Annotated in this window: 29 protein-coding genes and 5 pseudogenes; 31 read left to right on the top strand and 3 right to left on the bottom strand. The window is 42.6% G+C overall.

Features of this window, described 5'->3' with window-relative positions; all coding sequences use genetic code 11:
* Nucleotides 1-7 precede the first annotated feature (7 nt).
* From rplR to JCM19033_RS24400, 22 genes and pseudogenes are all read left to right on the top strand, one after another.
* Nucleotides 8-370 (top strand): 50S ribosomal protein L18, encoded by a 363-nt coding sequence (rplR, locus tag JCM19033_RS16545; RefSeq protein ID WP_054637118.1) that lies wholly within the window; start codon nucleotides 8-10, stop codon nucleotides 368-370.
* 20 nt (nucleotides 371-390) lie between these two features.
* Complete coding sequence (gene rpsE / locus JCM19033_RS16540) at nucleotides 391-888, top strand: 30S ribosomal protein S5 (protein ID WP_054637117.1); 498 nt, start codon at nucleotides 391-393, stop codon at nucleotides 886-888.
* 13 nt (nucleotides 889-901) lie between these two features.
* Entirely contained in the window at nucleotides 902-1,090 is a 189-nt protein-coding gene (gene rpmD, locus JCM19033_RS16535; protein ID WP_054637116.1) for a 50S ribosomal protein L30, read from the top strand.
* A gap of 30 nt (nucleotides 1,091-1,120) precedes the next feature.
* Nucleotides 1,121-1,561, top strand: coding sequence for a 50S ribosomal protein L15 (gene rplO, locus JCM19033_RS16530; protein WP_054637115.1), 441 nt, complete (start codon nucleotides 1,121-1,123; stop codon nucleotides 1,559-1,561).
* Nucleotides 1,562-1,629: 68 nt separating this feature from the next.
* Nucleotides 1,630-2,851: pseudogene (gene secY, locus JCM19033_RS16525) on the top strand (preprotein translocase subunit SecY).
* A 64-nt stretch (nucleotides 2,852-2,915) separates the two neighbouring features.
* The gene (locus JCM19033_RS16520; protein ID WP_054637114.1) at nucleotides 2,916-3,569 is read left to right on the top strand and encodes an adenylate kinase; all 654 of its coding nucleotides are present in this window, start codon (nucleotides 2,916-2,918) and stop codon (nucleotides 3,567-3,569) included.
* Nucleotides 3,566-4,311 (top strand): annotated as a pseudogene (map, locus tag JCM19033_RS16515) (type I methionyl aminopeptidase). The gene JCM19033_RS16520 and the pseudogene map overlap by 4 nt, the downstream one beginning before the upstream one ends.
* Before the next feature lie 110 nt (nucleotides 4,312-4,421).
* Nucleotides 4,422-4,640: an RNA-binding protein gene (locus JCM19033_RS16510; protein ID WP_306301379.1), complete on the top strand. Its 219-nt coding sequence runs from the start codon at nucleotides 4,422-4,424 to the stop codon at nucleotides 4,638-4,640.
* A gap of 4 nt (nucleotides 4,641-4,644) precedes the next feature.
* A complete protein-coding gene (infA, locus tag JCM19033_RS16505; protein ID WP_054637113.1) occupies nucleotides 4,645-4,863 on the top strand; it encodes a translation initiation factor IF-1 in 219 nt (72 codons plus the stop codon).
* An 87-nt stretch (nucleotides 4,864-4,950) separates the two neighbouring features.
* A complete protein-coding gene (gene rpmJ, locus JCM19033_RS16500; RefSeq protein WP_054637112.1) occupies nucleotides 4,951-5,064 on the top strand; it encodes a 50S ribosomal protein L36 in 114 nt (37 codons plus the stop codon).
* Between the two features lie 20 nt (nucleotides 5,065-5,084).
* Nucleotides 5,085-5,450 carry a 30S ribosomal protein S13 gene (rpsM, locus tag JCM19033_RS16495; protein WP_054637111.1) on the top strand — a complete coding sequence of 122 codons (366 nt, stop codon included), beginning with the start codon at nucleotides 5,085-5,087 and terminating at the stop codon, nucleotides 5,448-5,450.
* Between the two features lie 25 nt (nucleotides 5,451-5,475).
* Nucleotides 5,476-5,868, top strand: coding sequence for a 30S ribosomal protein S11 (rpsK, locus tag JCM19033_RS16490; protein ID WP_054637110.1), 393 nt, complete (start codon nucleotides 5,476-5,478; stop codon nucleotides 5,866-5,868).
* A 191-nt stretch (nucleotides 5,869-6,059) separates the two neighbouring features.
* Nucleotides 6,060-7,004 carry a DNA-directed RNA polymerase subunit alpha gene (locus tag JCM19033_RS16485; protein WP_054637109.1) on the top strand — a complete coding sequence of 315 codons (945 nt, stop codon included), beginning with the start codon at nucleotides 6,060-6,062 and terminating at the stop codon, nucleotides 7,002-7,004.
* A gap of 41 nt (nucleotides 7,005-7,045) precedes the next feature.
* Nucleotides 7,046-7,408: a 50S ribosomal protein L17 gene (rplQ, locus tag JCM19033_RS16480; RefSeq protein ID WP_054637108.1), complete on the top strand. Its 363-nt coding sequence runs from the start codon at nucleotides 7,046-7,048 to the stop codon at nucleotides 7,406-7,408.
* A 253-nt stretch (nucleotides 7,409-7,661) separates the two neighbouring features.
* A complete protein-coding gene (locus JCM19033_RS16475) occupies nucleotides 7,662-8,474 on the top strand; it encodes an energy-coupling factor transporter ATPase (RefSeq protein WP_054637107.1) in 813 nt (270 codons plus the stop codon).
* A complete protein-coding gene (locus JCM19033_RS16470; RefSeq protein WP_054637106.1) occupies nucleotides 8,475-9,338 on the top strand; it encodes an energy-coupling factor transporter ATPase in 864 nt (287 codons plus the stop codon).
* A gap of 2 nt (nucleotides 9,339-9,340) precedes the next feature.
* Complete coding sequence (locus JCM19033_RS16465; RefSeq protein ID WP_054637152.1) at nucleotides 9,341-10,138, top strand: energy-coupling factor transporter transmembrane protein EcfT; 798 nt, start codon at nucleotides 9,341-9,343, stop codon at nucleotides 10,136-10,138.
* A gap of 16 nt (nucleotides 10,139-10,154) precedes the next feature.
* A pseudogene (gene truA / locus JCM19033_RS16460) lies at nucleotides 10,155-10,891 on the top strand (tRNA pseudouridine(38-40) synthase TruA).
* Nucleotides 10,892-11,167: 276 nt separating this feature from the next.
* Nucleotides 11,168-11,603: pseudogene (rplM, locus tag JCM19033_RS16450) on the top strand (50S ribosomal protein L13).
* Nucleotides 11,604-11,624: 21 nt separating this feature from the next.
* Entirely contained in the window at nucleotides 11,625-12,017 is a 393-nt protein-coding gene (gene rpsI / locus JCM19033_RS16445) for a 30S ribosomal protein S9 (RefSeq protein WP_054637103.1), read from the top strand.
* 172 nt (nucleotides 12,018-12,189) lie between these two features.
* On the top strand, nucleotides 12,190-12,837 hold the full coding sequence (locus tag JCM19033_RS16440; RefSeq protein ID WP_054637102.1) for a DUF6671 family protein: 648 nt from the start codon (nucleotides 12,190-12,192) through the stop codon (nucleotides 12,835-12,837).
* Nucleotides 12,834-13,085, top strand: coding sequence for a DUF6671 family protein (locus JCM19033_RS24400; protein WP_054637101.1), 252 nt, complete (start codon nucleotides 12,834-12,836; stop codon nucleotides 13,083-13,085). Before JCM19033_RS16440 ends, JCM19033_RS24400 begins: the two co-directional genes overlap by 4 nt.
* 63 nt (nucleotides 13,086-13,148) lie before the next feature.
* Here the strand turns inward: JCM19033_RS24400 and JCM19033_RS16430 are convergent, their stop codons facing one another.
* Complete coding sequence (locus JCM19033_RS16430) at nucleotides 13,149-13,367, bottom strand: hypothetical protein (RefSeq protein ID WP_054637100.1); 219 nt, start codon at nucleotides 13,365-13,367, stop codon at nucleotides 13,149-13,151.
* A gap of 166 nt (nucleotides 13,368-13,533) precedes the next feature.
* Between JCM19033_RS16430 and JCM19033_RS16425 the strand changes: the two genes are divergently transcribed.
* The 7 genes from JCM19033_RS16425 to JCM19033_RS16400 all read left to right on the top strand — a co-directional run bounded on the left by JCM19033_RS16425 (nucleotide 13,534) and on the right by JCM19033_RS16400 (nucleotide 18,905).
* Nucleotides 13,534-14,049: an alpha/beta hydrolase gene (locus tag JCM19033_RS16425; protein ID WP_054637099.1), complete on the top strand. Its 516-nt coding sequence runs from the start codon at nucleotides 13,534-13,536 to the stop codon at nucleotides 14,047-14,049.
* Between the two features lie 76 nt (nucleotides 14,050-14,125).
* A complete protein-coding gene (locus JCM19033_RS28380; protein ID WP_083465529.1) occupies nucleotides 14,126-14,326 on the top strand; it encodes a prolyl oligopeptidase family serine peptidase in 201 nt (66 codons plus the stop codon).
* Between the two features lie 214 nt (nucleotides 14,327-14,540).
* Nucleotides 14,541-14,915 carry a DUF2521 family protein gene (locus JCM19033_RS16415; RefSeq protein ID WP_083465528.1) on the top strand — a complete coding sequence of 125 codons (375 nt, stop codon included), beginning with the start codon at nucleotides 14,541-14,543 and terminating at the stop codon, nucleotides 14,913-14,915.
* Nucleotides 14,916-15,001: 86 nt separating this feature from the next.
* Entirely contained in the window at nucleotides 15,002-15,697 is a 696-nt protein-coding gene (gene cwlD / locus JCM19033_RS16410; protein ID WP_054637096.1) for an N-acetylmuramoyl-L-alanine amidase CwlD, read from the top strand.
* 201 nt (nucleotides 15,698-15,898) lie between these two features.
* A complete protein-coding gene (locus tag JCM19033_RS26325; protein ID WP_269758317.1) occupies nucleotides 15,899-16,189 on the top strand; it encodes an SLC13 family permease in 291 nt (96 codons plus the stop codon).
* A gap of 52 nt (nucleotides 16,190-16,241) precedes the next feature.
* Complete coding sequence (locus tag JCM19033_RS16405; protein ID WP_269758316.1) at nucleotides 16,242-17,669, top strand: SLC13 family permease; 1,428 nt, start codon at nucleotides 16,242-16,244, stop codon at nucleotides 17,667-17,669.
* A 171-nt stretch (nucleotides 17,670-17,840) separates the two neighbouring features.
* Nucleotides 17,841-18,905, top strand: coding sequence for an Mrp/NBP35 family ATP-binding protein (locus tag JCM19033_RS16400; protein ID WP_054637151.1), 1,065 nt, complete (start codon nucleotides 17,841-17,843; stop codon nucleotides 18,903-18,905).
* 77 nt (nucleotides 18,906-18,982) lie between these two features.
* Here JCM19033_RS16400 and gerD read toward each other — a convergent pair.
* Nucleotides 18,983-19,668: pseudogene (gene gerD / locus JCM19033_RS22565) on the bottom strand (spore germination lipoprotein GerD).
* A gap of 145 nt (nucleotides 19,669-19,813) precedes the next feature.
* Here gerD and JCM19033_RS16385 point away from each other — a divergent pair.
* The gene (locus tag JCM19033_RS16385) at nucleotides 19,814-20,422 is read left to right on the top strand and encodes a KinB-signaling pathway activation protein (RefSeq protein WP_054637150.1); all 609 of its coding nucleotides are present in this window, start codon (nucleotides 19,814-19,816) and stop codon (nucleotides 20,420-20,422) included.
* Nucleotides 20,423-20,443: 21 nt separating this feature from the next.
* Here JCM19033_RS16385 and pdaB read toward each other — a convergent pair whose 3' ends face one another.
* Nucleotides 20,444-21,229: a polysaccharide deacetylase family sporulation protein PdaB gene (gene pdaB / locus JCM19033_RS16380; protein ID WP_054637093.1), complete on the bottom strand. Its 786-nt coding sequence runs from the start codon at nucleotides 21,227-21,229 to the stop codon at nucleotides 20,444-20,446.
* A 98-nt stretch (nucleotides 21,230-21,327) separates the two neighbouring features.
* Here pdaB and JCM19033_RS16375 point away from each other — a divergent pair, with 98 nt between their 5' ends.
* Nucleotides 21,328-21,555 (top strand): hypothetical protein, encoded by a 228-nt coding sequence (locus tag JCM19033_RS16375; RefSeq protein ID WP_054637092.1) that lies wholly within the window; start codon nucleotides 21,328-21,330, stop codon nucleotides 21,553-21,555.
* The last annotated feature ends 181 nt before the right edge of the window (nucleotides 21,556-21,736 follow it).

Raw genomic sequence — 21,736 nt, 5'->3', positions numbered from 1 at the left:
GCGTTGCATGATTACGAAAACTAATAAATATGCGTCCCGTAAAAAGCGTCACATGAGTGTCCGCCGCAAGGTACAGGGGACAGCTGAACGCCCACGTTTAAATGTTTTCCGTTCTTCCAAGCACATCTATGCACAGCTTATTGATGATGTGAAGGGTGAAACGCTTGTTGCAGCATCATCTCTTGATAATGAGCTTAAGCTTGAGAACGGTGGAAATAAAGAGGCAGCTAAGCAAGTTGGTGAACTTATCGCCAAGCGCGCTAGTGAAAAAGGACATGAATCTGTTGTATTTGACCGCGGAGGATTCATTTATCACGGCCGTGTGGAAGCACTTGCTGATGCAGCACGAGAAAACGGATTGAAATTCTAAAAAAGAAGGAGGGAAAATGCATGGGTATCGATCCAAGTAAGCTTGAACTTGAAGAAAGAGTTGTAGCTATCAACCGTGTAGCGAAAGTTGTTAAAGGTGGACGTCGTTTCCGCTTTGCTGCTCTTGTAGTAGTGGGTGACCGCAACGGCCACGTCGGTTTTGGAATGGGCAAGGCTCTTGAAGTGCCAGAAGCTATCCGCAAAGCTGTAGAGAACGGTAAAAAGAATCTTATTGAAGTACCTACTGTTGGAACAACAATTCCACATGAAATCGTAGGACACTTTGGAGCAGGACGTGTACTAATGAAGCCAGCAAGCGAAGGTACTGGGATTATCGCGGGTGGACCAGTCCGTGCCGTGCTTGAGTTAGGTGGCGTTAATGATATCCTTTCCAAGTCTCTAGGTTCTAACAACCCAATCAATATGGTTCGCGCAACTTTGCAAGGCCTTGAAAGCTTAAAGACAGCTGAAGAAGTAGCTAAACTACGTGGTAAAAGCGTCGAAGAACTGTTAGGATAAGGAGGGAAACGAGATGGCAAAAAAACTTGAAATCACCCTCAGCCGTAGTTTGATTGGCCGTCCGCAGGACCAGCGCGTTACTGTAAATACACTTGGACTGCGCAAGGTGAATCATTCAGTAGTACAAGAAGACAATGCCGCAATCCGCGGAATGATCAATAAAGTATCGCATCTATTAACTGTAAAAGAAATTGATGCATAATAAACTTCAACGAGACAGGGAGGTGTCAGCATGAAACTTCATGAGTTGAAACCTGCAGAAGGTTCCCGTAAAGTTCGCAATCGTGTAGGACGTGGACCGGCTTCTGGTAATGGTAAGACAGCAGGCCGTGGACATAAAGGTCAAAACGCCCGTTCCGGTGGCGGAGTAAGACCAGGCTTTGAAGGGGGTCAAAACCCTATCTACAAGCGTCTGCCAAAGCGTGGATTTACGAACCCGACTCGCGTAGAATACGCAGTTGTGAATGTAGAAACTCTTAACCGTTTTGAGTCAGGTACAGAGGTAACTCCTGAACTTCTTGTAAAAGAAGGGGTAGTTAGCAACGTCAAAGACGGAATCAAAATTCTAGGCAACGGAAACCTGGATAAAGACCTGACTGTAAGAGCCAATAAGTTCTCTGCGTCTGCTGTGAAAGCAATCGAAGAGGCTGGCGGCAAAACAGAGGTGATCTAATGTTCCGTACGATCTCCAATATTTTTCGCGTGGGTGATTTAAGACGGAAAGTCATTTTCACCCTTCTCATGCTCGTAGTGTTCAGAATAGGAAGCTTTATACCTGTCCCGGGCTCTAACCGCGATGTATTAGACTTTCAAGATCAAGCGAACGCTTTTGGATTTTTAAATACATTTGGCGGCGGAGCGCTAGGGAACTATTCTGTTTTTGCTATGGGTGTCATGCCCTATATCACCGCATCCATTGTTGTACAATTGTTACGGATGGACGTTGTTCCTAAATTTACTGAATGGGCCAAACAGGGTGAAGCAGGACGGCGTAAACTCGCTCAGTTCACAAGGTACTTCACTGTTGTTCTCGCTTTTATTCAAGGTTTAGGGATGTCTATTGGTTTTAACAACCTCTTTCCTGGTTTGATTCCAGACCCAAGTATTCCGAAATACATTTTCATTGCCTTGGTGATGACAACAGGAACTGCATTCTTAATGTGGTTAGGGGAACAGATTACACTCAAAGGTGTTGGAAATGGTATATCTATTATCATCTTTGGCGGTATAGCAGCAGGGATACCTAATGGTGTGAATCAAATTTATGCCACCCAAATCGAAGATGCTGGAGATCAATTATTTTTCGGCATTGTTACGCTACTGTTTCTAGCGATAGCCGTACTTTTGATTGTAGTTGGGGTTATTTTTATACAGCAAGCGATCCGTAAGGTGCCGATACAATATGCTAAACGCCTGGTAGGCCGCAGTCCTGTAGGTGGACAGTCAACTCACCTGCCGTTAAAAGTAAACGCCGCAGGTGTTATCCCAATTATCTTTGCACTTTCTTTGTTTATTTTCCCTCCTACCGTTGCAAGCTTTGTAGGGGAAGATAATGTTGTAGCAAGATGGGTCATTCAAAACTTTGATTACACCCAGCCGTTTGGTTTAATCTTCTACGCAGCATTGATCATTGGATTTACCTACTTCTATACATTTGTACAAGTGAATCCGGAGCAAATGGCTGAAAACCTTAAAAAACAAGGAGGTACATTCCCGGCATTCGTCCAGGGAAGACCACCGAGGTTATATCAAAAGAATTATGTATCGACTCACGTTGGTCGGAGCATTATTCTTAGCCACCGTTTCAGTCATTCCTGTTTTCTTTACTACCCAGTTAGGCCTTCCGCAAACCATACAAATAGGCGGCACGGGATTGTTAATTGTCGTGGGTGTAGCGTTGGATACAATGAAACAGATAGAAAGCCAGTTGATCAAACGAAGCTATAAAGGCTTTATTAAATAAGAGATCGAGGGGAAGGGCACTCCCCAGACCCTTGGCCGAACTCGGAGCGATGGAGGAGATATAAATGAACCTTATTTTAATGGGACTTCCAGGTGCCGGTAAAGGCACACAAGCTGAAAAGATTGTAGAAAAATACGGTATTCCGCATATTTCTACCGGGGACATGTTCCGCGCTGCTATTAAGGGAGAGACGGAGCTTGGAATAAAAGCAAAGTCTTACATGGATGCCGGCGAATTAGTTCCCGATGAGGTAACAATTGGCATTGTTCGAGAGCGACTAAGCAAGAGTGATTGCGAAAAAGGGTTTCTACTTGATGGATTTCCGCGCACAGTAGCTCAGGCAGAAGCTTTGGAAGATATCCTGGCATCGTTGAATACTTCTTTAGATTACGTGCTCAATATTGAAGTAGACAAAGATAGCTTAATGGAGCGTTTAACCGGGAGAAGAGTTTCTCCAACATCTGGAAGAACCTATCATGTCATTTTCAATCCTCCGAAAGAAGAAGGCATCTGTGATGTGGATGGCAGTGAATTGATTCAAAGAGATGATGATAAGCCAGAAACCGTTAAGAAGCGTTTGGATGTAAATATAGAACAACAACAACCTCTCATTGATTTTTATGAGGAAAAAGGTTATCTTCGAAATATTGATGGAGATCAGGATATTGATAAGGTGCTCCGAGACATTGATGAATTGCTGAAAGGACTTCATGCATGATAATTTGTAAAACAGATCGAGAAATCGATATAATGCGTGAAGCCGGGCGTATTGTAGCCCTCACGCATCAGGAATTACAAAAGCATATTCAGCCTGGTATAACAACGAAAGACTTGGATGAGATTGCGGATAAGTTTATTCGTCAGCACGGGGCAATACCATCATTTAAAGGTTACAGTGGATTTACCGGAAGCATTTGCGCTTCAGTAAATAAAGAGCTGGTACATGGAATTCCGAGTGACCGCGCCTTAAACGAGGGCGATATCATTTCAATTGATATTGGTGCAAAGTATAATGGTTATCATGGAGATTCAGCCTGGACCTATCCTGTTGGGGATATCTCCAAAGAAGATCAGCGTCTTTTGGATGTTACAGAAGCTTCCCTTTTCAAGGGTCTTGCTGAAGCAAAACCAAAAGAACGTTTGTCAAACATCTCTCACGCCATACAAAAGTATGTAGAAGCCGAAGGCTTTTCTATCGTAAGAGAGTATGTGGGACACGGCGTAGGCCAGGAGCTTCATGAGGACCCTCAGATTCCTCACTTCGGGCCTCCTGGAAAAGGACCGCGCCTGAAACCAGGAATGGTACTGGCAATCGAGCCAATGGTGAATGCTGGTGAACGTCATGTTCATACACTTTCAGACAATTGGACGGTGGTAACACTGACGGGAAGAACTGTGCTCATTTTGAGCATACCATTGCCATAACTACAACAGGCTATGAGATCCTAACTCAAGCTTGATAATATATAGGTGATGCAGGAATGAAAGATTCTGATTCTCCACCCCGTGTCGGACAAGTCGTCCGTATCAAAAGGGACGGGATACTGGACAGTATGCTGTCGTCGTTGGGGTGTTAGATGAACGTTTTCTTCTGCTGGCTGATGGAGACAAGCGAAAGTTTGATAAGGCTAAGAAGAAAAATGTGAATCATATAGAGCCCCTTCCCCATATCTCTGATGAAGTGATACGAAGCATAGAGGAAACCGGACGTGTCACCAATGCGAAACTCAGATTTGCTCTTGGTGTGTTCTCACAGCAGCATCTCGAATTACTGAAGGAAGGAGAGTAAATTCATGGCCAAAGATGATGTTATTGAAATGGAAGGGACGGTACTAGAGCCGCTTCCAAATGCCATGTTTCGAGTAGAACTCGAAAATGGCCACAAGATTTTAGCTCATGTTTCCGGAAAGATTCGCATGCACTTTATCCGAATTCTTCCTGGTGACAAAGTAACAGTTGAAATCTCCCCGTATGATCTAACCCGCGGACGGATCACTTATCGCTATAAGTAATAGTATGTCTATTCCAGTCGGCAATAATTAGTCCGAAGCGTGTTATACTCTCGAATGTACTCCGAGCAGTTAAGGAGGTAAATAGACATGAAAGTCAGACCATCTGTTAAACCGATTTGCGAAAAATGTAAAGTTATTCGCCGTAATGGAAAGGTCATGGTCATTTGCTCAAACCCTAAGCATAAACAAAAGCAAGGATAATATAAGGAGGTGCTCAATAGATGGCACGTGTAGCAGGTGTTGACATTCCTCGTGACAAGCGAGTAGTTGTTTCTCTCACCTACGTATATGGAATTGGAAAAAGCGCTGCTTCTGAACTTTTGAAAGAAGCTGGTGTTTCTGAAGATACTCGCGTTCGTGATTTAACTGAAGAAGAGCTTGGCCGGATCCGTAGTGCAATCGATGGTTTCACCGTTGAAGGTGACCTTCGCCGGGAAAAGTCTCTAAATATCAAGCGTCTAATCGAAATCGGATCTTACCGTGGTATCCGTCACCGTCGTGGATTGCCGGTGCGCGGTCAAAATACGAAGAATAACTCTCGTACTCGTAAAGGTCCTCGTCGTACAGTAGCTAACAAGAAAAAATAATAGATGAAAAGGAGGTCAGTCTAACATGGCAAAAGCCAAAACAAACACTCGTAAACGCCGTCAGCGTAAGAATGTAGAGACTGGAGTGGCTCACATTCGTTCAACTTTTAACAACACGATTATCACAATCACCGACACACAAGGAAATGCAATTTCTTGGGCAAGTGCAGGTGGACTAGGCTTCAAAGGCTCTCGTAAGTCTACTCCTTTTGCTGCTCAAATGGCAGCTGAAACAGCTGCTAAGGCTGCAATGGAGCATGGCATGAGAACTGTAGAAGTAGCAGTTAAAGGACCTGGAGCTGGTCGTGAAGCGGCTATTCGTTCCATGCAAGCAACCGGTCTTGAGATCAGCGTCATTCGCGACGTAACTCCAGTACCTCATAATGGCTGCCGCCCGCCAAAACGTCGCAGAGTATAACACCACAGAAGTATGGAATTTCCTATAAGTGTTAATAATGGGTAAGGCGCAACACTTATTGGACGGAAACGTCTTACGTATTGTTGACGTGTAAGGATGGAAATGTGGTCAAAAACTGCCTAAGGGAAAATTCCGGTTAGGCTTAAGCAGGTCTGCCGGAGTTTCGACGTTTTGAAGGAGGGTATAAATATATGATCGAAATCGAAAAGCCTAATATCGAGACGGTTGAACTAAGCGAGGATGCCAAGTACGGCAAGTTTGTTGTTGAGCCATTAGAGCGTGGCTATGGTACAACTCTAGGAAATTCCTTGCGCCGTATCCTATTATCCTCCCTTCCAGGAGCTGCTGTTACGACAGTCCAAATTGATGGTGTACTGCATGAGTTTTCAACAATTGAAGGTGTCGTTGAAGACGTAACTACGATTGTTTTAAACTTAAAAAAGCTTGCACTTAAAATTTACTCTGACGAAGAGAAGGTTCTTGAAATTGATGCACAAGGTGAAGGGGTTGTAACTGCAAAAGACATTACGTTTGACAGTGATGTTGACGTATTGAACCCGGATCTTCATATTGCTACTCTAAACTCTGGAGCTAATCTTCATATGCGCATGACTGCTAAACGCGGACGCGGCTATGTATTAGCTGAAGGAAATAATAGCGACGACCTGCCAATTGGTGTAATTCCAGTTGATTCTATCTTCACTCCAGTTTCTCGTGTGAACTACCAGGTAGAAAACACACGTGTTGGACAAGTGACTAATTTTGATAAATTAACACTTGATGTGTGGACAGATGGAAGTATTCGTCCGGAAGAAGCGGTGTCTCTTGGAGCCAAAATCATGACGGAACACTTGAATATTTTTGTAGGTCTCACAGATCAGGCTCAAAATGCTGAAATAATGGTTGAAAAGGAAGAGGACCAAAAGGAAAAAGTCCTTGAAATGACCATTGAAGAGCTTGATCTTTCTGTGCGTTCTTATAACTGCTTGAAGCGTGCAGGCATTAACACGGTTCAGGAGTTAAGCCAGAAGTCTGAAGAAGATATGATGAAGGTTCGTAACTTGGGCCGGAAATCATTAGAAGAAGTACAAGAAAAGCTGGGTGAACTCGGACTCGGCCTTCGTGATGAAGAATAGACGCCTTTTAGGTAGTTTGAGTAAAAAGGAGGGGAATATTCATGGCATACCAAAAGCTAGGACGTGACAGCTCTGCTCGTAAAGCTCTTTTCCGTGATTTGGCAACTGACTTAATCATCAATGAGCGTATCGAGACTACAGAAGCTAAAGCAAAAGAATTGCGTCCAATCGTAGAAAAAATGGTAACCTTAGGCAAGCGTGGAGATCTTCACGCCCGTCGTCAAGCAGCTGCTTTCATCCGTCTTGAAACAGCTGATGAGGAGTCTGGAAAAGATGCTGTACAAAAGCTATTTGACGAGATTGCTCCTCGCTATGAAGACCGCCAAGGCGGTTATACTCGTATTCTTAAAGTAGGCCCTCGCCGCGGAGACGCTGCAGAGATGTCTATTATTGAATTCGTGTAATATAAGGTAACTGATACCTTTTGTAATCTAATAGATCCGTAAGGGCAGGACGAGACCAAGTTGGTGCTTTGTCCGTGCCCTTTTTTTGTAGGCAGAAGGTCTGTCTCTTGTCTCTGAGACCTTTTTTAAAGATCACAGGCTTTGTGCGATCCTTTGTTATGAATAAGCATCATTGAGTTTACATTGTTAACCTATTACAATAATAATGTTAACAAAGAAAGCTTTCTAAAGTACAAGAAAGAAGGTGGCCACCATGACAGCCGTAGCAAATTTTCATGAGATTTATTTCCGCTACTCCGAGGAAGAAAATTGGATACTGGAAGATCTATCACTGTCTGTCCAAAAAGGTGAGTGGGTGGCTGTCATCGGTCCTAATGGTTCAGGGAAATCTACTCTTGCCAAACTCTTTAATGGATTACTCCTTCCTGAAAAAGGACGAGTAGTTATAGATAACAAAGAAACAGCAAATGAAGAGGATATTCCCACCATTCGGCAAAGAGTAGGAATGGTCTTTCAAAATCCCGACCATCAATTTGTTGCACCTACGGTCAGGGATGATTTAGCATTTGGCATGGAAAATGCCGGTATAAATCGCTCTGAAATGAAATTAAGGATTGAAAATGTTTCAACTAAAACTGGGATTACAGACCTGCTTGATTATGAGCCGCATCGCTTGTCCGGCGGTCAGAAGCAGCGAGTAGCGATAGCTGGAATTCTGGCTTTGAATCCTCAGGTAATGATTTTTGATGAAGCGACCTCCATGCTCGATCCTAAAGGCCGCAAGGAAGTAATTGAAACGATTAGAAAGCTTCATCATGAACAAGAGGTCACTGTCATTATGATCACTCACAGCTTTCATGACGCATTAGCTGCTGATAGAATCCTTTACATAGAAGATGGAGCGATTATTAAAGACAGCACCCCAATGAAAATGATAGAAGAATTAAGCTGGGCGAAAGATAAAGGTATTCCTCTTCCTTTTGGGTTAGAGCTTTATTTTGAACTGGATAAAAGAGGGCATACGATGGAGGCAGCAAAGGTTCTACAGCTAAGGGAGGAGTTTTAGATGGAGGTCAAGTTTGAGAACGTTACACACCGTTATATGAAAAAGACGCCGTTTGAAGCGCTGGCACTTAATAACGTTTCGGCTCATTTTCCATCTGGATCCTTTTCTGCTGTGATTGGACGTACTGGTTCAGGAAAATCAACCCTTGTTCAGCATGTTAACGGTCTGATTAAACCTTCGGAAGGAAGAGTATTGGTCGGCGGGAAGATCCTTCATGCGAAAGCAAAACGAAAAGAGATAAAAGCTGTCAGACGACAGGTAGGAATGGTGTTTCAGTATCCCGAGCACCAGTTGTTTGAAGATACCGTGGAGGCAGATTTATTATTTGGGCCTAAAAACATGGGCAAAAATGTAGTGGCTGTAAAAAAAGAACTTCCAGCTCTCCTGGAAAAGGTAGGGCTTCCAGAACGCATTCTTTCTAAATCTCCCTTTGATCTAAGCGGGGGCCAAATGAGAAGGGTGGCTATCGCAAGTGTGCTGGCGATGGATCCTAAAATCTTAATCCTGGACGAACCGACAGCCGGTCTTGATCCTAAAGGACAAGAGGAAATAATTAGTCTCTTTAAGAAATGGCATGAAGAAAAGGGAACTACAACTATTATGATCACTCATCAAATGGAAGAAGCTGCTCGATTAGCGGATAACATTTACGTGATGAATGAAGGAAAAATAGTAATGAGCGGAAGTCCTCAGGAAGTTTATCAAAGAGAAGAGGACTTGCTTAGATTGGACTTAGACCTTCCAGAGCCGGTTCGATTATTAAATATGCTGGAAAAAGAATGGGACGTGGCATTTTCTTCTAAAGCGCTTTCGGCTGCACAGGCTGCTGAAGAGATTGGTAAAGGGAAGGAAGGAAGAAAATGAGTATGTTTCAAAACGTAATCATTGGTCAGTACATCCCTGGTCGTTCTCTTATGCATCACCTTGATGCCAGAGCTAAATTAATTGTCGTTTTTCTCTTTGTGTTTGTTATTTTCCTGGCTAATAGCTGGGTAAGCTATGGTACTTTGTTTGCCGGGGCCCTTTTTGTATTTTCGATCTCAGGTATTCCAATTCGTTACATTTGGAAAGGCATGCTCCCCATCTCTATTCTTATCTTATTTACCTTTTTACTTCATGCTTTTTTTACAAACGAAGGAGAGCTCCTTTATTCCTTTGGAGCTTTTACTGTTTACTCAGGGGGATTGGAGCAGGGTTTTTTCATTTCGATGCGTTTATTCCTTCTCGTTTTTATAACTTCTTTACTTACCTTAACCACAAGTCCTATTGATTTAACAGATGCCCTTGAAATCATGCTTTCTCCATTGAAAAAGATTGGTGTGCCCGCCCATGATATTGCCTTAATGATGTCCATTGCTATTCGATTTATCCCTACTCTTTTACAAGAGACAGAGAAAATACTAAAAGCTCAGGCGGCCAGGGGAGCAGATTTTACCAAGGGAACAGTCAAAGACCGCTCCCAGGCTTTTGTATCTCTTCTTGTCCCTTTGTTTATGAGAGCCTTTAAAAGGGCGGAAGATTTAGCGTATGCGATGGAGGCGAGGGGTTACAACGGAGGCGAGGGGAGAACAAAGCTGAGAGAGTTAGTCTGGAGGAAGCGGGACACCGCAGCTTGTATCATTGTTGCGGCCTTTGGTATCTTAATTTTTGCCATAAGAGGCTGATAGTTGGAGGAACCCTATGAGAAGAGTGAAATGTAAAATAGCATATGACGGCACTCATTTTGCCGGGTGGCAGGTTCAGCCCGGACAGCGTACGGTTCAAAGCTGTCTTGAAGATGCTCTTGAAAAGATTCATAAAGGTAAAAAGACAAAGGTTACAGCCTCAGGAAGGACAGATTCCACCGTCCATGCATACGGCCAGGTCGTTCATTTCGACACTCCCCTTGCTGTGCCAGAAGACAAGTGGTTCCAGGCGCTCACTCCTTTTCTGCCGAGAGATATTCAGGTTAAAGAAGCTGAATATGTGGAAGGCGGGTTTCATGCCCGTTACGGGGCAAAAGAAAAGGAGTATCGGTACCGCGTGCTGACCGGACCCGCAAAGGATGTATTTCGACGGCACTACACCTACTATGTGCCTGATCAACTTGATATAAACGCTATGCGTGAGGCAGTCAGTCAAACAATCGGAAGGCATGACTTTTCTTCTTTCTGTGCCGCCAATACTGATGTCGTAGATAAAGTGCGCACCATATTTAAAGCAGAGGTTCTTCAAGAGGGTGATGAGATCATCTTCGTCTTCAGGGGGAACGGCTTTTTGTATAACATGGTAAGGATTCTCGTAGGGACACTGCTTGAAGTAGGCAAAGGGAAGCGGAACCTGAGAGTGTAGGAGCTGCTATTCGGGCATGTAACCGGGAAGCCGCCGGACCAACCGTGCCAGGACATGGATTGTTTCTGTGGGAAGTAGTTTATTAGGTGCCTGGCACCTTCCTCTTTTGTAATGGGAGTGTAACAGGGGAATGCGTAAAACGCTTGCTACAGAAGCAATACTTGATTGAAATCAGAAAAGGTGCCAGGCACCTGAAAAAAGCAACTCATCCTGGTGTACAGGCATTGACATTGGGTTCCATATATTATATGATGTTATTTGGCATTTCAAATTCCCACTAGCCCCGGGAATCGGAATGAATCGTAAATGATGATTGTTAAATAGACGAACGTTAATAATTGAAAGATTTAGGAGGGACATCGATGCGTACAACATATATGGCAAAGCCAGGCGAAGTAGAACGCAAATGGTACGTAATTGACGCTGAAGGTCAAACATTAGGTCGTCTTGCTAGTGAAGTTGCATCTATTCTTCGCGGTAAGAACAAGCCTCAATTCACACCTCACATCGATACTGGTGACAATGTTATCATTATCAATGCTGAGAAAATCCACTTGACTGGGAAAAAGCTTCGCGATAAGAAATACTATCGTCACAGCCAACATCCAGGTGGCTTGAAAGAGACTACTGCTGGAGAAATGCGTGACAAGAAACCAGAAAGACTTATTGAGCTTGCGGTTAAAGGCATGCTTCCAAAAGCTCCCTAGGACGCCAGCAAGGAAGAAGCTTCACGTATATGCAGGTCCGGAACATAAGCACCAAGCACAACAACCAGAAGTTTACGAACTTCGCGGATAATAAAAAAGGAGGGTATTAACTTTGGCACAAGTGCAATACTACGGTACTGGTCGTCGTAAAAATTCTGTAGCTCGTGTTCACCTTGTACCTGGTGACGGAAACATTACTGTTAATGGCCGTGACTTGGACGAGTACTTTGATCTAGAAACGTTAAAGCTTGTTGTAAAGCAGCCTTTAAACGAAACTGGAACAGAAGGTCAATATGATGTAAAAGTAAACGTGAACGGAGGCGGCTTCACTGGTCAAGCTGGTGCAATCCGTCATGGTATCGCTCGCGCGCTTCTTGATGTGGATCCTGACTTCCGTCAGCCACTTAAGCGTGCTGGATTCCTAACTCGTGACGCACGTATGAAAGAGCGTAAGAAATACGGTCTTAAAGCAGCTCGTCGTGCTCCTCAGTTCTCAAAGCGTTAATATATCTACATTCCAAGACTCTCAACCAATATGGTTGGGGGTCTTTTCTTATCTGGATAGTTACATAAGCTTTTTATTTTTGCTCACACATGTAATAGGGAAAGAGGCGAATTCAGGATATAATATAAACAAACGAACATTGATTTTATAACAAGGAGATAACCAGCAGAATATGAATGAGGATGTTAAAGAGCTTTTTTTAAACCGTAAATGTGTGATAGCCACAATGCATAAAAAAGAGAAAGTGATTGGACCGATACTCGAACGCGAGCTTGCACTTGAAGCAGTTGTTCCTGAATCCTTTGATTCAGATTCTTTTGGCACGTTTACAAAAGAAGTAAAAAGAGCGGGGAACCAGCTTGAGGCAGCAAGAAAAAAAGCAATGGCTGCGATGAAACAAACGGGCTTAGATATCGGAATAGCCAGCGAAGGGTCATTTGGAGCTCACCCCGTTTTTTCCCACGTGCCTTATAACAGAGAGCTTATAGTGTGTATTGATCAAAAACAGGGAGTTGAAATAATCGGCTATGCTGCCAACAGCAATACAAACGCTGCCCAAAAAGAGATCGCATCATTTAAGGAAGCTGAAGAATTTGCGAAGTCGGCTGGATTTCCAGAGCACGGCCTCATTGTGAAAAGAAGTAATGACAGTAGGAAAAGTAAAGACATCATCAAAGGAATCACAAGCACTGAAGAGCTGAAAAGGGCAGTAGAGAGTCTTTCCAGACCGGCTAATACATCATTTGGTTTTTGGAAAAAAACTTCAAAGCTTCTGAGCATTGAAACAGACATGAGGCTATGTATAATCCCACCCGCATGAAAAATATCGAACTTGCTGCACAGGATCTTGTATCTAAGATTACTTCTTTATGTCCTTCTTGTTCAGCCCCTGGCTTTGAAGTAACGGAACATAAGAAAGGCTTACCTTGCGCAGGCTGCGGGTTTCCTACGGAAGCACTGCTTGCTCATGTATACAGCTGTAAAAAATGCAGCTGCAAACATGAAGTGCAATGTCCGAAGGGAAAGGAGTACGAAGACCCTCTTCGCTGCCACGTTTGTAACCCTTAATTACATGTGCGAAGGCTGATCATTTTTTAAAGGAGAATCGATTTGCACCCTCAACATATTTTCTTAGGTCTGATTTTGGTCTGGGGCATGCTGGGCATTGGCAGCATTGGCCCCTGCCTGATTCTGACCCTCCGATAAGGATTGCAGAGAGCGAACACAGCTTTCAATTTTTTGAAGTTCCGCTGAAAGCTCCTGTGGAGAATTCACAATTTCCCTCAGTCTTTTTGCAGAATCCTCTATATCCTCGCTTACCCGTGACACAAGAGACACATCAAATCTCATAGCTTGCCCTCCTTCAGACTGAATTTCTATTAGGATAAGCTGGGGGCAGGCATTTTATGTAACAAAATAAATGGCACTTTAATTCCGAGTTGACAAATAAGAATAATATACTTAATATAAAATTAAACATAAACCGGAGTATTTTGAAAAAGGAGTGAGAACCACTATGAAGGAAGAAAGTGTACATTTCACAGTCGGTGGCTTGTCATTATCAGGGGTGGTTCATGTTCCTGATAAAAAGATGGAAGAAGAAACCCTAGCTATAGTGTTAGTTCACGGTTTTGTAGGAAGCAAAGTGGGGGAGCATAGAATGTTTGTTAAAGCAGCAAGAAAGTTCACGGATGAGGGATTTACTGTTTTTCGTTTTGATTTCAGCGGGTGTGGTGATAGTGAAGGCGACTACGGAGAAATTACTTTGACCCGGAAAATTCGGGAAGTCAAAGGTGCTCTTGATTACGTTAGTAACTTGCCTTTTGTAGATGAAATGGACATCACAGTAATCGGTCATAGTCTGGGCGGTGCAGTCTCCTCTTTAACAGCAGCGGAGGACGAAAGGGTTTCTCGTCTCATTCTCTGGTCTCCGGTTGCGGACCTTATAAGGACATTGTATCCATTGTTGGGAAGGAAGCGGAAATCGTTGCAGAAAAAGAAGGAGCTTATGATTATGACGGCTTTTATCTAAAGCCTCCTTTTTTTCAGTCCTTAACTTCTTTTGACCCGTTAAAATCAGTGAAGAGGTTTGAAAAAACGTCCTCCTTATTCATGCGGAAGAGGATGAAGATGTTCCAAAAGAAAATACAGCTAAATATGCATCTGCTCTTCAAGAAAGACAAAAAGGAACGGTCGAATGGTCTTATATTGCAGGAGCAGATCATACTTTTTCCAGTTACCGTTTTGAAAAAGAATTATTTGAGACGTCCCTTATCTGGATGCAGCAAAAAGCAACCATACAAATATAAAAGGAAAACACACGCGTTGGGGGACTTCACCTGTTTTTTATTTGGTTGATAATTGGTTAATTTTCACCTCCACGGCCACTAATCCTCCTTCTTTTCCACTGCATGCAGTGGCTCTCCTTTCAAATAATAAAGGCAAGGAGGGGATGCAAGTGAGCAATACAATCGTTTCATTAAATGAGCGGCGAAGAAAGAAAGAATGGGATTTTGAAAAAAAATACTTCGCACTTTGTCTATTAAGGATATACAATCCATTTCAGAAACATTTTTCATTCCTGTGTTCCCGAATTTTCATTTTCAATATTCTTTTATGGAGGATGCCTGCGTAGACCTGGCTATTGATTCTTTCCTGCTTGGGGCAAAGTACAGCCGTTTAGGAGTAAGGGGAGAAGATGACATTTCCATTAAAGAACGGGCAAACAGGGAAGTGAAGTTTCTTGTGAAAGAACTATATAACTTTATGTATGGCTGGGTCCATGACCCAAAAGCAAAAGAAGAAAAAATGTTTGAAGCGGTGGATGGCTTTGTGGTCCACTGGTGGGAAAAAGGATTTGAAACTGGAAAAACAAGGTTGCTATTACGCTTGCAATAAAAAGAATAAGCCCGCTCGTCCTTTCATATAGATGAAACAAGCATGGAGGAAGGGGACGGGCGGCTTATGAGCGTAAAAAATGGTTAATCGGGACTTTCGTCATTATAGCTTGTGCCGTCATTGGATGGCTTATACAAATATACTGGGATAGCGACGATTCGTTATCTACCTGGCAGCTCCCCCTATCCGGCAGGATTATAATTCTCGATCCTGGACACGGAGGAGTAGATGGAGGAGCTGTAGCTAATAGTGGTTTATTAGAAAAAGATATTGCCTTGGATATTTCCTTAAAGCTTAGAGATTATCTTCAGGAATCAGGAGCGCTGGTCCTTATGACAAGAGAAGGGGATCATGATTTAGCCGCAGAGGACGTGAAAGGATACCGTAACAGAAAAGTATCCGATTTAAAAAGAAGAGTGGAGCTTATTAATGAAACAGGCAGTGACATGTTTATCTCCCTGCATTTGAATTCTATACCATCACCAAAATGGAGCGGGGCACAAACGTTTTATAACCGCTCAGTACCTGATAATGAATTGGCTGCAAAGTTCGTGCAAGCAGAGCTGACGAGAAATTTAGAAAATACTAAGCGTGAGGCAAAGCCTATTTCCAATATATATCTTCTTGATAAAGCAGCAATTCCAGGGATGCTTATTGAAGTTGGATTTTTATCGAACCCACAAGAAGCTTCAATGCTTAGCAAAGAAGAATACCAGGATAAAGTAGCGGCTTCTATTTATCAGGGACTCCTTCGTTATTATTCTGGGGAAGAAATGGAGTAAATCTGAAAAGCTTTCTTTTCGAAAGCTTTTTTTATTTTTAAAACCTACTTGACACATCGTATTTGTGAGAATAATATGATATTAATATTCATCTGCTGATTAAGGCTGGAATAGACACTGGTAAATTTTTTTAAATTTAATTCCAACTTAACTAATAAGAATTGTAAAGATACATGCAGTGAAGGAGAGGGGGAGAGAGAAGTGACATTTGAAATAGGTTTTGTGATGGCAGTCGTTTTCATCATGCTCATTTGCCTTGTAAGAGAAATAGCCCGGCCGGACTTTATTGTTTTTACAGCTTTGGCTGTTCTTTTACTATCCGGGGTACTTGCGCCGGAAGATGCCCTAAGAGGTTTTGCAAACGAGGGCATGCTCACTGTTGCTCTCCTCTTTATTATAGCTGGGGCAATTAAACAAAGCGGAATGCTTAACCAGGTGGTAACAAAAGCGTTGGGATCTGGCAAAGGGCCTAAAAAATCTCTTTTTCAATGATGCTTCCTATTGCTGGCTTATCTGCTTTTTAAATAATACCCCTATTGTTGTCATGTTCACCCCTGTTGTTCGAAAGTGGTGCAAAGAACGAAATATATCACCTTCAAAATTTTTAATCCCGCTGTCTTACGCAGCGATCTTCGGAGGGACTCTTACCTTAATCGGTACGTCCACTAACCTGGTTATCCACGGTTTTATGCTTGAGCAGGGGCTTGAAGGATTCTCAATGTTTCAGCTTGCAATTGTAGGCCTTCCTGCAAGTATCTTAGCGATTTTGTTCATGATTACGATTGGATACAAGCTCTTGCCTAACCGGAAAACCTCTGAAGAGTCTTTTGATGAGAGTTCTAAGGAATATTTGGCGGAAGCAGTTGTGGAAGGAAATTCACCTTTAGTGGGGAAAACGATAGAAGAGGCTGGCCTAAGAAGCTTAAATGGCCTTTATCTCATCGAACTGATTAGAAACGGGGAAAGAATCGTTCCTGTTCCGTCCTACCATAAAATTAAAACAAACGACCGTTTGATTTTTACTGGACTCCTTTCAACTATTGTGGATTTGCAAAATATCAAGGGTTTAAGGGTGGAAACCGGAACCAACCTTGTACTTGAAGACCTTCAAAACGGCACCTCTTCCTTAGTAGAAGCGGTGGTATCACATCAGTCTTCTTTGATGAATCAAACGGTAAAAGAAATAAAGTTTCGCAGTAAGTATGATGCAGGTATAGTTGCCGTTCATAGAAATGACGAGAGAATCAACAGTAAAGTCGGAGATATTAAATTAAAGCCGGGGGACACACTACTGCTTCTCGTAAATAAAGACTTTGTAAATAAGTGGTCTAACACAAGTGATTTTTATATCGTTTCACCGCTGGAGGAGCCGGAAATCATGGACTCAAAAAAGTCCCTGATTGCTGGAGTAACAATGGTTGTCATGATTTTGTTAGCCGCTTTTAATGTACTTTCCATGTTTGAAGCAGCTGTCCTTGCCTCTCTGACTCTGTTTTTGACAAAAACGATTACCTTTGTAGGTGCAAAAAAGTATATTCAATTTGATGTTCTTATTCTTATTGCTTGTGCGATAGGGATAGGTATAGCTCTGGAACAGACAGGGACAGCTGCCTTTATTGCTCAACATTTTGTAGAGCTCACGGCTGGAGCGGGGATCATCGGCGCTATTTTGGTTGTTTACTTTCTCACCTCGGTTTTTACAGAAATCATTACAAACAATGCTGCGGCCGTACTCATGTTTCCTATATCCCTTGCCATGGCAACGCAGCTGGGAGTTGATCCTGTACCTTTCTTTGTCACCATTGCTATCGCAGCTTCAGCCAGCTTTGCCACTCCTATAGGGTATCAGACAAACCTTATTGTCTATGGGCCGGGTGGATATCGTTTTTCTGACTATTTGAAGATAGGTATTCCTCTTAACCTTCTTTATATGGTTGTGACCGTTGGCATTGTAAGTGCAGTTTGGTTTTAAGGGCTTTCCTGGCGAAGGAAGCTCTTTATTTTCTTCCGTCACAAGGCAGAGAGTTAAAAAAACGCCAGGCTCAATTTATGAGAGCTGGTGTTTTTCTGTTTGAAAAATACAGGGGAGAAAAGGTATGCTATACATAGTAAGATTTTCTAAAGTCAAAGGATGGTGTCCGTGTTGCTTACAGAAGAACAAGTGATTGAAGCTTTAAAAGGAATAAATGATCCTGACCTAAATAAAAATATCGTTGAAACCGGCGGTCTCAGAGAAGTGAAGATTAAAGGGGATAACGTCAGTTTGAAAGTTGCATTAGCCAGAACGGGTACTTCTGAGCAAATGAAAGTCCAGCAAGAAATTGTAAGCGCTGTGAAAGGAGCAGGGGCAGGATCTGTCGGTCTCCGTTTTGATGAGTTGACAAAAGAAGAAGTAAGCCAGCATGGAGGCATGGAGCAAGGACAGCCAGCTGCTGCTTCAGGGCCGTCTCTTCTTTCTGAAGAGAATAAGACACAGTTTATTGCTGTAACAAGCGGGAAAGGTGGCGTAGGGAAGTCTACCGTTTCCGTAAACCTGGCCACTTCCTTAGCACGGCAGGGCAAGAAAGTTGGAATTATTGACGCAGATATCTACGGATTCAGCGTGCCAGATATGATGGGGATTGAAGAACGTCCCACTGTGGTGGAAGAAAGAATTTATCCTGTTGAGCGTTTTGGAGTAAAAGTAATTTCCATGGGATTTTTCGTCGAAGATAATGCTCCGGTAATTTGGAGAGGGCCTATGCTTGGAAAAATGCTTAATAACTTCTTTAATGAAGTAGAGTGGGGAGAACTTGATTATCTTATTTTAGATCTTCCTCCTGGCACTGGGGACGTTGCCTTGGACATTCACACGATGCTTCCAGAGTGTAAGGAGATCATTGTGACTACTCCTCATGCGACAGCTGCTTTTGTTGCTGCAAGAGCGGGGGCAATGGCTATTAAAACAAACCACCAGATCCTTGGTATTGTGGAGAACATGGCTTACTTTGAGAGCAAGCTGACTGGTGAGAAGGAATATGTGTTTGGAACAGGTGGCGGAGAAAGACTAAGCGAAGAGCTAAAAACAGACATTCTTGGTCGTATCCCGCTAGGGCAGCCTGAAATAGATCAGAAAGATTTTGCTCCATCCGTGTATGACGCTGACGATAAGATCGGACAGATTTATCATGATATCGCTTCAAAAGTGATTGAAAAGGCAGGTAAGTAAATAGATTTTCTTCTATAGAAAGGAAAAGGCCCTCACCTCAGCAGGTGGGGCCTTTTTAACTAGAGCCGGCAAAGAATTTATTGGGGTTCTTCTTCACCTTCTTGCTGCTGTTCTTGTTGCTGTTCCCCCTCTTCTCCTTGCTGATCTTCCTGTTCTTGTTCCTGTTGTTCCTGCTGTTCCTGTTGTTCCTGCTGTTCTTGATCAGCTGCTTCCTGTTCTAAGCGTTCCGCAGAAACTTCGGTTAGAATATCATGGAGCTTTGCAAGAAAGAAGGGGCTCTCAAAGGCTTCTGTCATTACGTTCATAATTTGCTGTTTGTGTTCTTTGCTTCGTAAAAGCTCAGAAATATTATCATCCATTTCCGGGTCTTGCCATAACTCTAACAAAACAGCCTGGTACTCAGGTCCTTCATCATACGCCGAAGGAGCTCTTCATGCTCCTGGCGCATACTCTCTGCCAGTGCCCGGGCAAATTCAGGATCCTTCATGGTTTCTTGCCAAAATGCTTTACCTTCAGGAGATACTAACGTGTCTTGTATAGTGCTTTGGACGAAAGTTTGTTCCATTACAATATCCTGTCTTACTTCTTCATCAGTTAATATTTCTCTTACGGCTGCCTTTCCTTCATCTGTCTTTAATAAGTCCACCAGCATTTCTTTTGTACTTTCATAATCACCGTGGTTCTCTCCTCCCTCCACAGTGGCGCACCCGGAGGCAAATGTGACGAGCAATCCAAGGATAAATAATATTTGAAGACCTTTCATCACGTGGACGCTCCTTTCAGTAGTGTAGTTGTCTTTAATATGAGTGGAGATGTGAAAAAATATGCACAACAAGTATATAAGGTAGCTTTTTCCCAACACGATTGATAAAATCATTACGGTAAGAACATAAGGGGAGCGGATGGCGTTGAATACTCGGAAAGTAGTTTATTTGTTTTTTACTACGCTGATTATTGGCTCAATAAGCGGAGCGATAGTTGGTGTGTTATTAGATTTAGATACGTACTTAGATGGCGGGTTCTTAAATTTTTTGTTTGGCCTGCTTTGGATGCTGGGTATTAGTGCAGCCATAAGCCTGGTGGCTCAAATGGGCTTTTTTGCTTATTTAACTATTCATCGTTTGGCTTTGGGTTTATTTAAATCCGTCAAGCTGTGGAATCGAATTCAAGTCATTCTTATATTATTTGTATTATTTGACCTGATTTATTTTAGATACTTAGCTTATGCTGACGGAGATGAAACCATCTTTGGTTATATGATCATGCCTTTCTTACTCTTACTGTACAGTATAATTGTTGCTTACTTTAAAATGAGAGACACGAATAAAAGAACGTTTATCCCGGCTCTTTTTTTCATGTACGTTATTACAACCATTGAGTGGATTCCGGCGTTAACAGTTGGAACAGTAAATGACTCCAAGTGGCTCTGGATCTACCTGGCACCTCTTCTGACAGCAAATACGTGGCAGTTGTTGACCCTTCACAGATTGACAGGAGACCAAAAAGAGAAAGCATAATATAAAAACAGCCATTTATCCTCATGGAAAATGGCTGTTTTTTATTACTTTATTTTCTTGAGTTTTCGCTTCACCATCTGTAATTAATTCTTCTAATGAAACAAGTTGATATCCTTTCTCAGAGAGGTCATTAAGAATCACAGGGAGAGCTTTATGGGTCTGCTTTGCTGAGTCTGAAGCGTGGAGAAGAATCACATCACCAGGTTCTGTGTTCTCTGTAATATCTTTTACAATTGTTTCAACTCCTGGATTTTTCCAATCACTGCCGCCGACACTCCAATGAATTGTAGAATAGCCGAATCGATCTACAGCTTGTAACACTCTCTCATCAAAATCTCCGTGAGGGGGGCGAAAGTAGACTGGCTCGATTCCTCCTACCTCCTTCAATTTGCGATGGCTTTCATTTAAATCCCGCATCATTTCACTTTCTTCCCATTCTGTATAATGCTCGTATTGGTAACCGTGGTTGCCGATGGTGTATCCTGCCTCATTTATTTTTTCTAAAATATCAGGGTGCCTTTCTGCCCAGGAGGCTGAAACGAAAAATGTTGCTTCTTCTACTTTGTGGTCTGCAAGAATTTCAAGTATAGGCAGGGCACGTTTATCACCCCAGCTGATATTGAAAGTTAAGGCGGCCTTTTTTTCATCAATCTCTGCTCTATGGAAAGCCCTTGGCCCTTCATCAGTAGAAAAAGCCGGTATATATGCCTGACTTGCATATAAGAAGCTGGCAGCAAATAAGGCTGCCACTGTGGCAAGAGCATAATACTTTAGTGTTTTGCCATTTAGAACCCAAATGTGTCTCATATCAAAGGAGCTCCCCTTCCGTCTGGTCACTTAGCATAATTTTATGCAGGTGAGGACAAGATATGAGTAGACTTTACTTTTATAAAAGAGGTGGACAAATGCTTGGGTTATTAATTAACGGAAAAGAAGCTCAGGAAATGGAATACATATTAAAGAGGGAGTTAGAAGAGCTGCTGCTTGATTTATCAGATTCTCGTATAGACGACAGAGTGAAAAAAGCTATGGAAGAGAAGTACAAATTGATCTTTGGACTCTACCGCCGGTTCGCTCATCCAAATGATTGCGTGAGATATATCAAGCCTTTAAAAAAGAGAGTGCACAAGTAATAACCAAAACGAGGGCAGGGGGGCTTCCTTATGAATTAAACAAAGGGTGATGATGTGCTGTGAATTTATTTTTAAAATATAGTTGACTCTTTAATAACCAGATGATATATTATTAGTCCGACGCAATCAGCTCCACTGCTTTTAATCAATTATAAAAAAGTTGTTGACGAGTGATTGTTTA

This window comes from Thalassobacillus sp. C254 (genome assembly GCF_001310615.1).
Note: the sequence above shows the minus strand (reverse complement) of the source record. Positions and strands in the feature narration are given on the sequence as shown.

What these genes read in the sequence shown, in the direction of transcription:
- rplR (WP_054637118.1), top strand. Translation starts at nt 8, where the DNA reads ATGATTACGAAAACTAATAAATATGCGTCCCGTAAAAAGCGTCACATG.
- rpsE (WP_054637117.1), top strand. Translation starts at nt 391, where the DNA reads ATGGGTATCGATCCAAGTAAGCTTGAACTTGAAGAAAGAGTTGTAGCT.
- rpmD (WP_054637116.1), top strand. Translation starts at nt 902, where the DNA reads ATGGCAAAAAAACTTGAAATCACCCTCAGCCGTAGTTTGATTGGCCGT.
- rplO (WP_054637115.1), top strand. Translation starts at nt 1,121, where the DNA reads ATGAAACTTCATGAGTTGAAACCTGCAGAAGGTTCCCGTAAAGTTCGC.
- JCM19033_RS16520 (WP_054637114.1), top strand. Translation starts at nt 2,916, where the DNA reads ATGAACCTTATTTTAATGGGACTTCCAGGTGCCGGTAAAGGCACACAA.
- infA (WP_054637113.1), top strand. Translation starts at nt 4,645, where the DNA reads ATGGCCAAAGATGATGTTATTGAAATGGAAGGGACGGTACTAGAGCCG.
- rpmJ (WP_054637112.1), top strand. Translation starts at nt 4,951, where the DNA reads ATGAAAGTCAGACCATCTGTTAAACCGATTTGCGAAAAATGTAAAGTT.
- rpsM (WP_054637111.1), top strand. Translation starts at nt 5,085, where the DNA reads ATGGCACGTGTAGCAGGTGTTGACATTCCTCGTGACAAGCGAGTAGTT.
- rpsK (WP_054637110.1), top strand. Translation starts at nt 5,476, where the DNA reads ATGGCAAAAGCCAAAACAAACACTCGTAAACGCCGTCAGCGTAAGAAT.
- JCM19033_RS16485 (WP_054637109.1), top strand. Translation starts at nt 6,060, where the DNA reads ATGATCGAAATCGAAAAGCCTAATATCGAGACGGTTGAACTAAGCGAG.
- rplQ (WP_054637108.1), top strand. Translation starts at nt 7,046, where the DNA reads ATGGCATACCAAAAGCTAGGACGTGACAGCTCTGCTCGTAAAGCTCTT.
- JCM19033_RS16475 (WP_054637107.1), top strand. Translation starts at nt 7,662, where the DNA reads ATGACAGCCGTAGCAAATTTTCATGAGATTTATTTCCGCTACTCCGAG.
- JCM19033_RS16470 (WP_054637106.1), top strand. Translation starts at nt 8,475, where the DNA reads ATGGAGGTCAAGTTTGAGAACGTTACACACCGTTATATGAAAAAGACG.
- JCM19033_RS16465 (WP_054637152.1), top strand. Translation starts at nt 9,341, where the DNA reads ATGTTTCAAAACGTAATCATTGGTCAGTACATCCCTGGTCGTTCTCTT.
- JCM19033_RS16440 (WP_054637102.1), top strand. Translation starts at nt 12,190, where the DNA reads ATGAATGAGGATGTTAAAGAGCTTTTTTTAAACCGTAAATGTGTGATA.
- JCM19033_RS24400 (WP_054637101.1), top strand. Translation starts at nt 12,834, where the DNA reads ATGAAAAATATCGAACTTGCTGCACAGGATCTTGTATCTAAGATTACT.
- JCM19033_RS16430 (WP_054637100.1), bottom strand. Translation starts at nt 13,367, where the DNA reads ATGAGATTTGATGTGTCTCTTGTGTCACGGGTAAGCGAGGATATAGAG.
- JCM19033_RS16425 (WP_054637099.1), top strand. Translation starts at nt 13,534, where the DNA reads ATGAAGGAAGAAAGTGTACATTTCACAGTCGGTGGCTTGTCATTATCA.
- JCM19033_RS16405 (WP_269758316.1), top strand. Translation starts at nt 16,242, where the DNA reads ATGTTCACCCCTGTTGTTCGAAAGTGGTGCAAAGAACGAAATATATCA.
- pdaB (WP_054637093.1), bottom strand. Translation starts at nt 21,229, where the DNA reads ATGAGACACATTTGGGTTCTAAATGGCAAAACACTAAAGTATTATGCT.
- JCM19033_RS16375 (WP_054637092.1), top strand. Translation starts at nt 21,328, where the DNA reads ATGCTTGGGTTATTAATTAACGGAAAAGAAGCTCAGGAAATGGAATAC.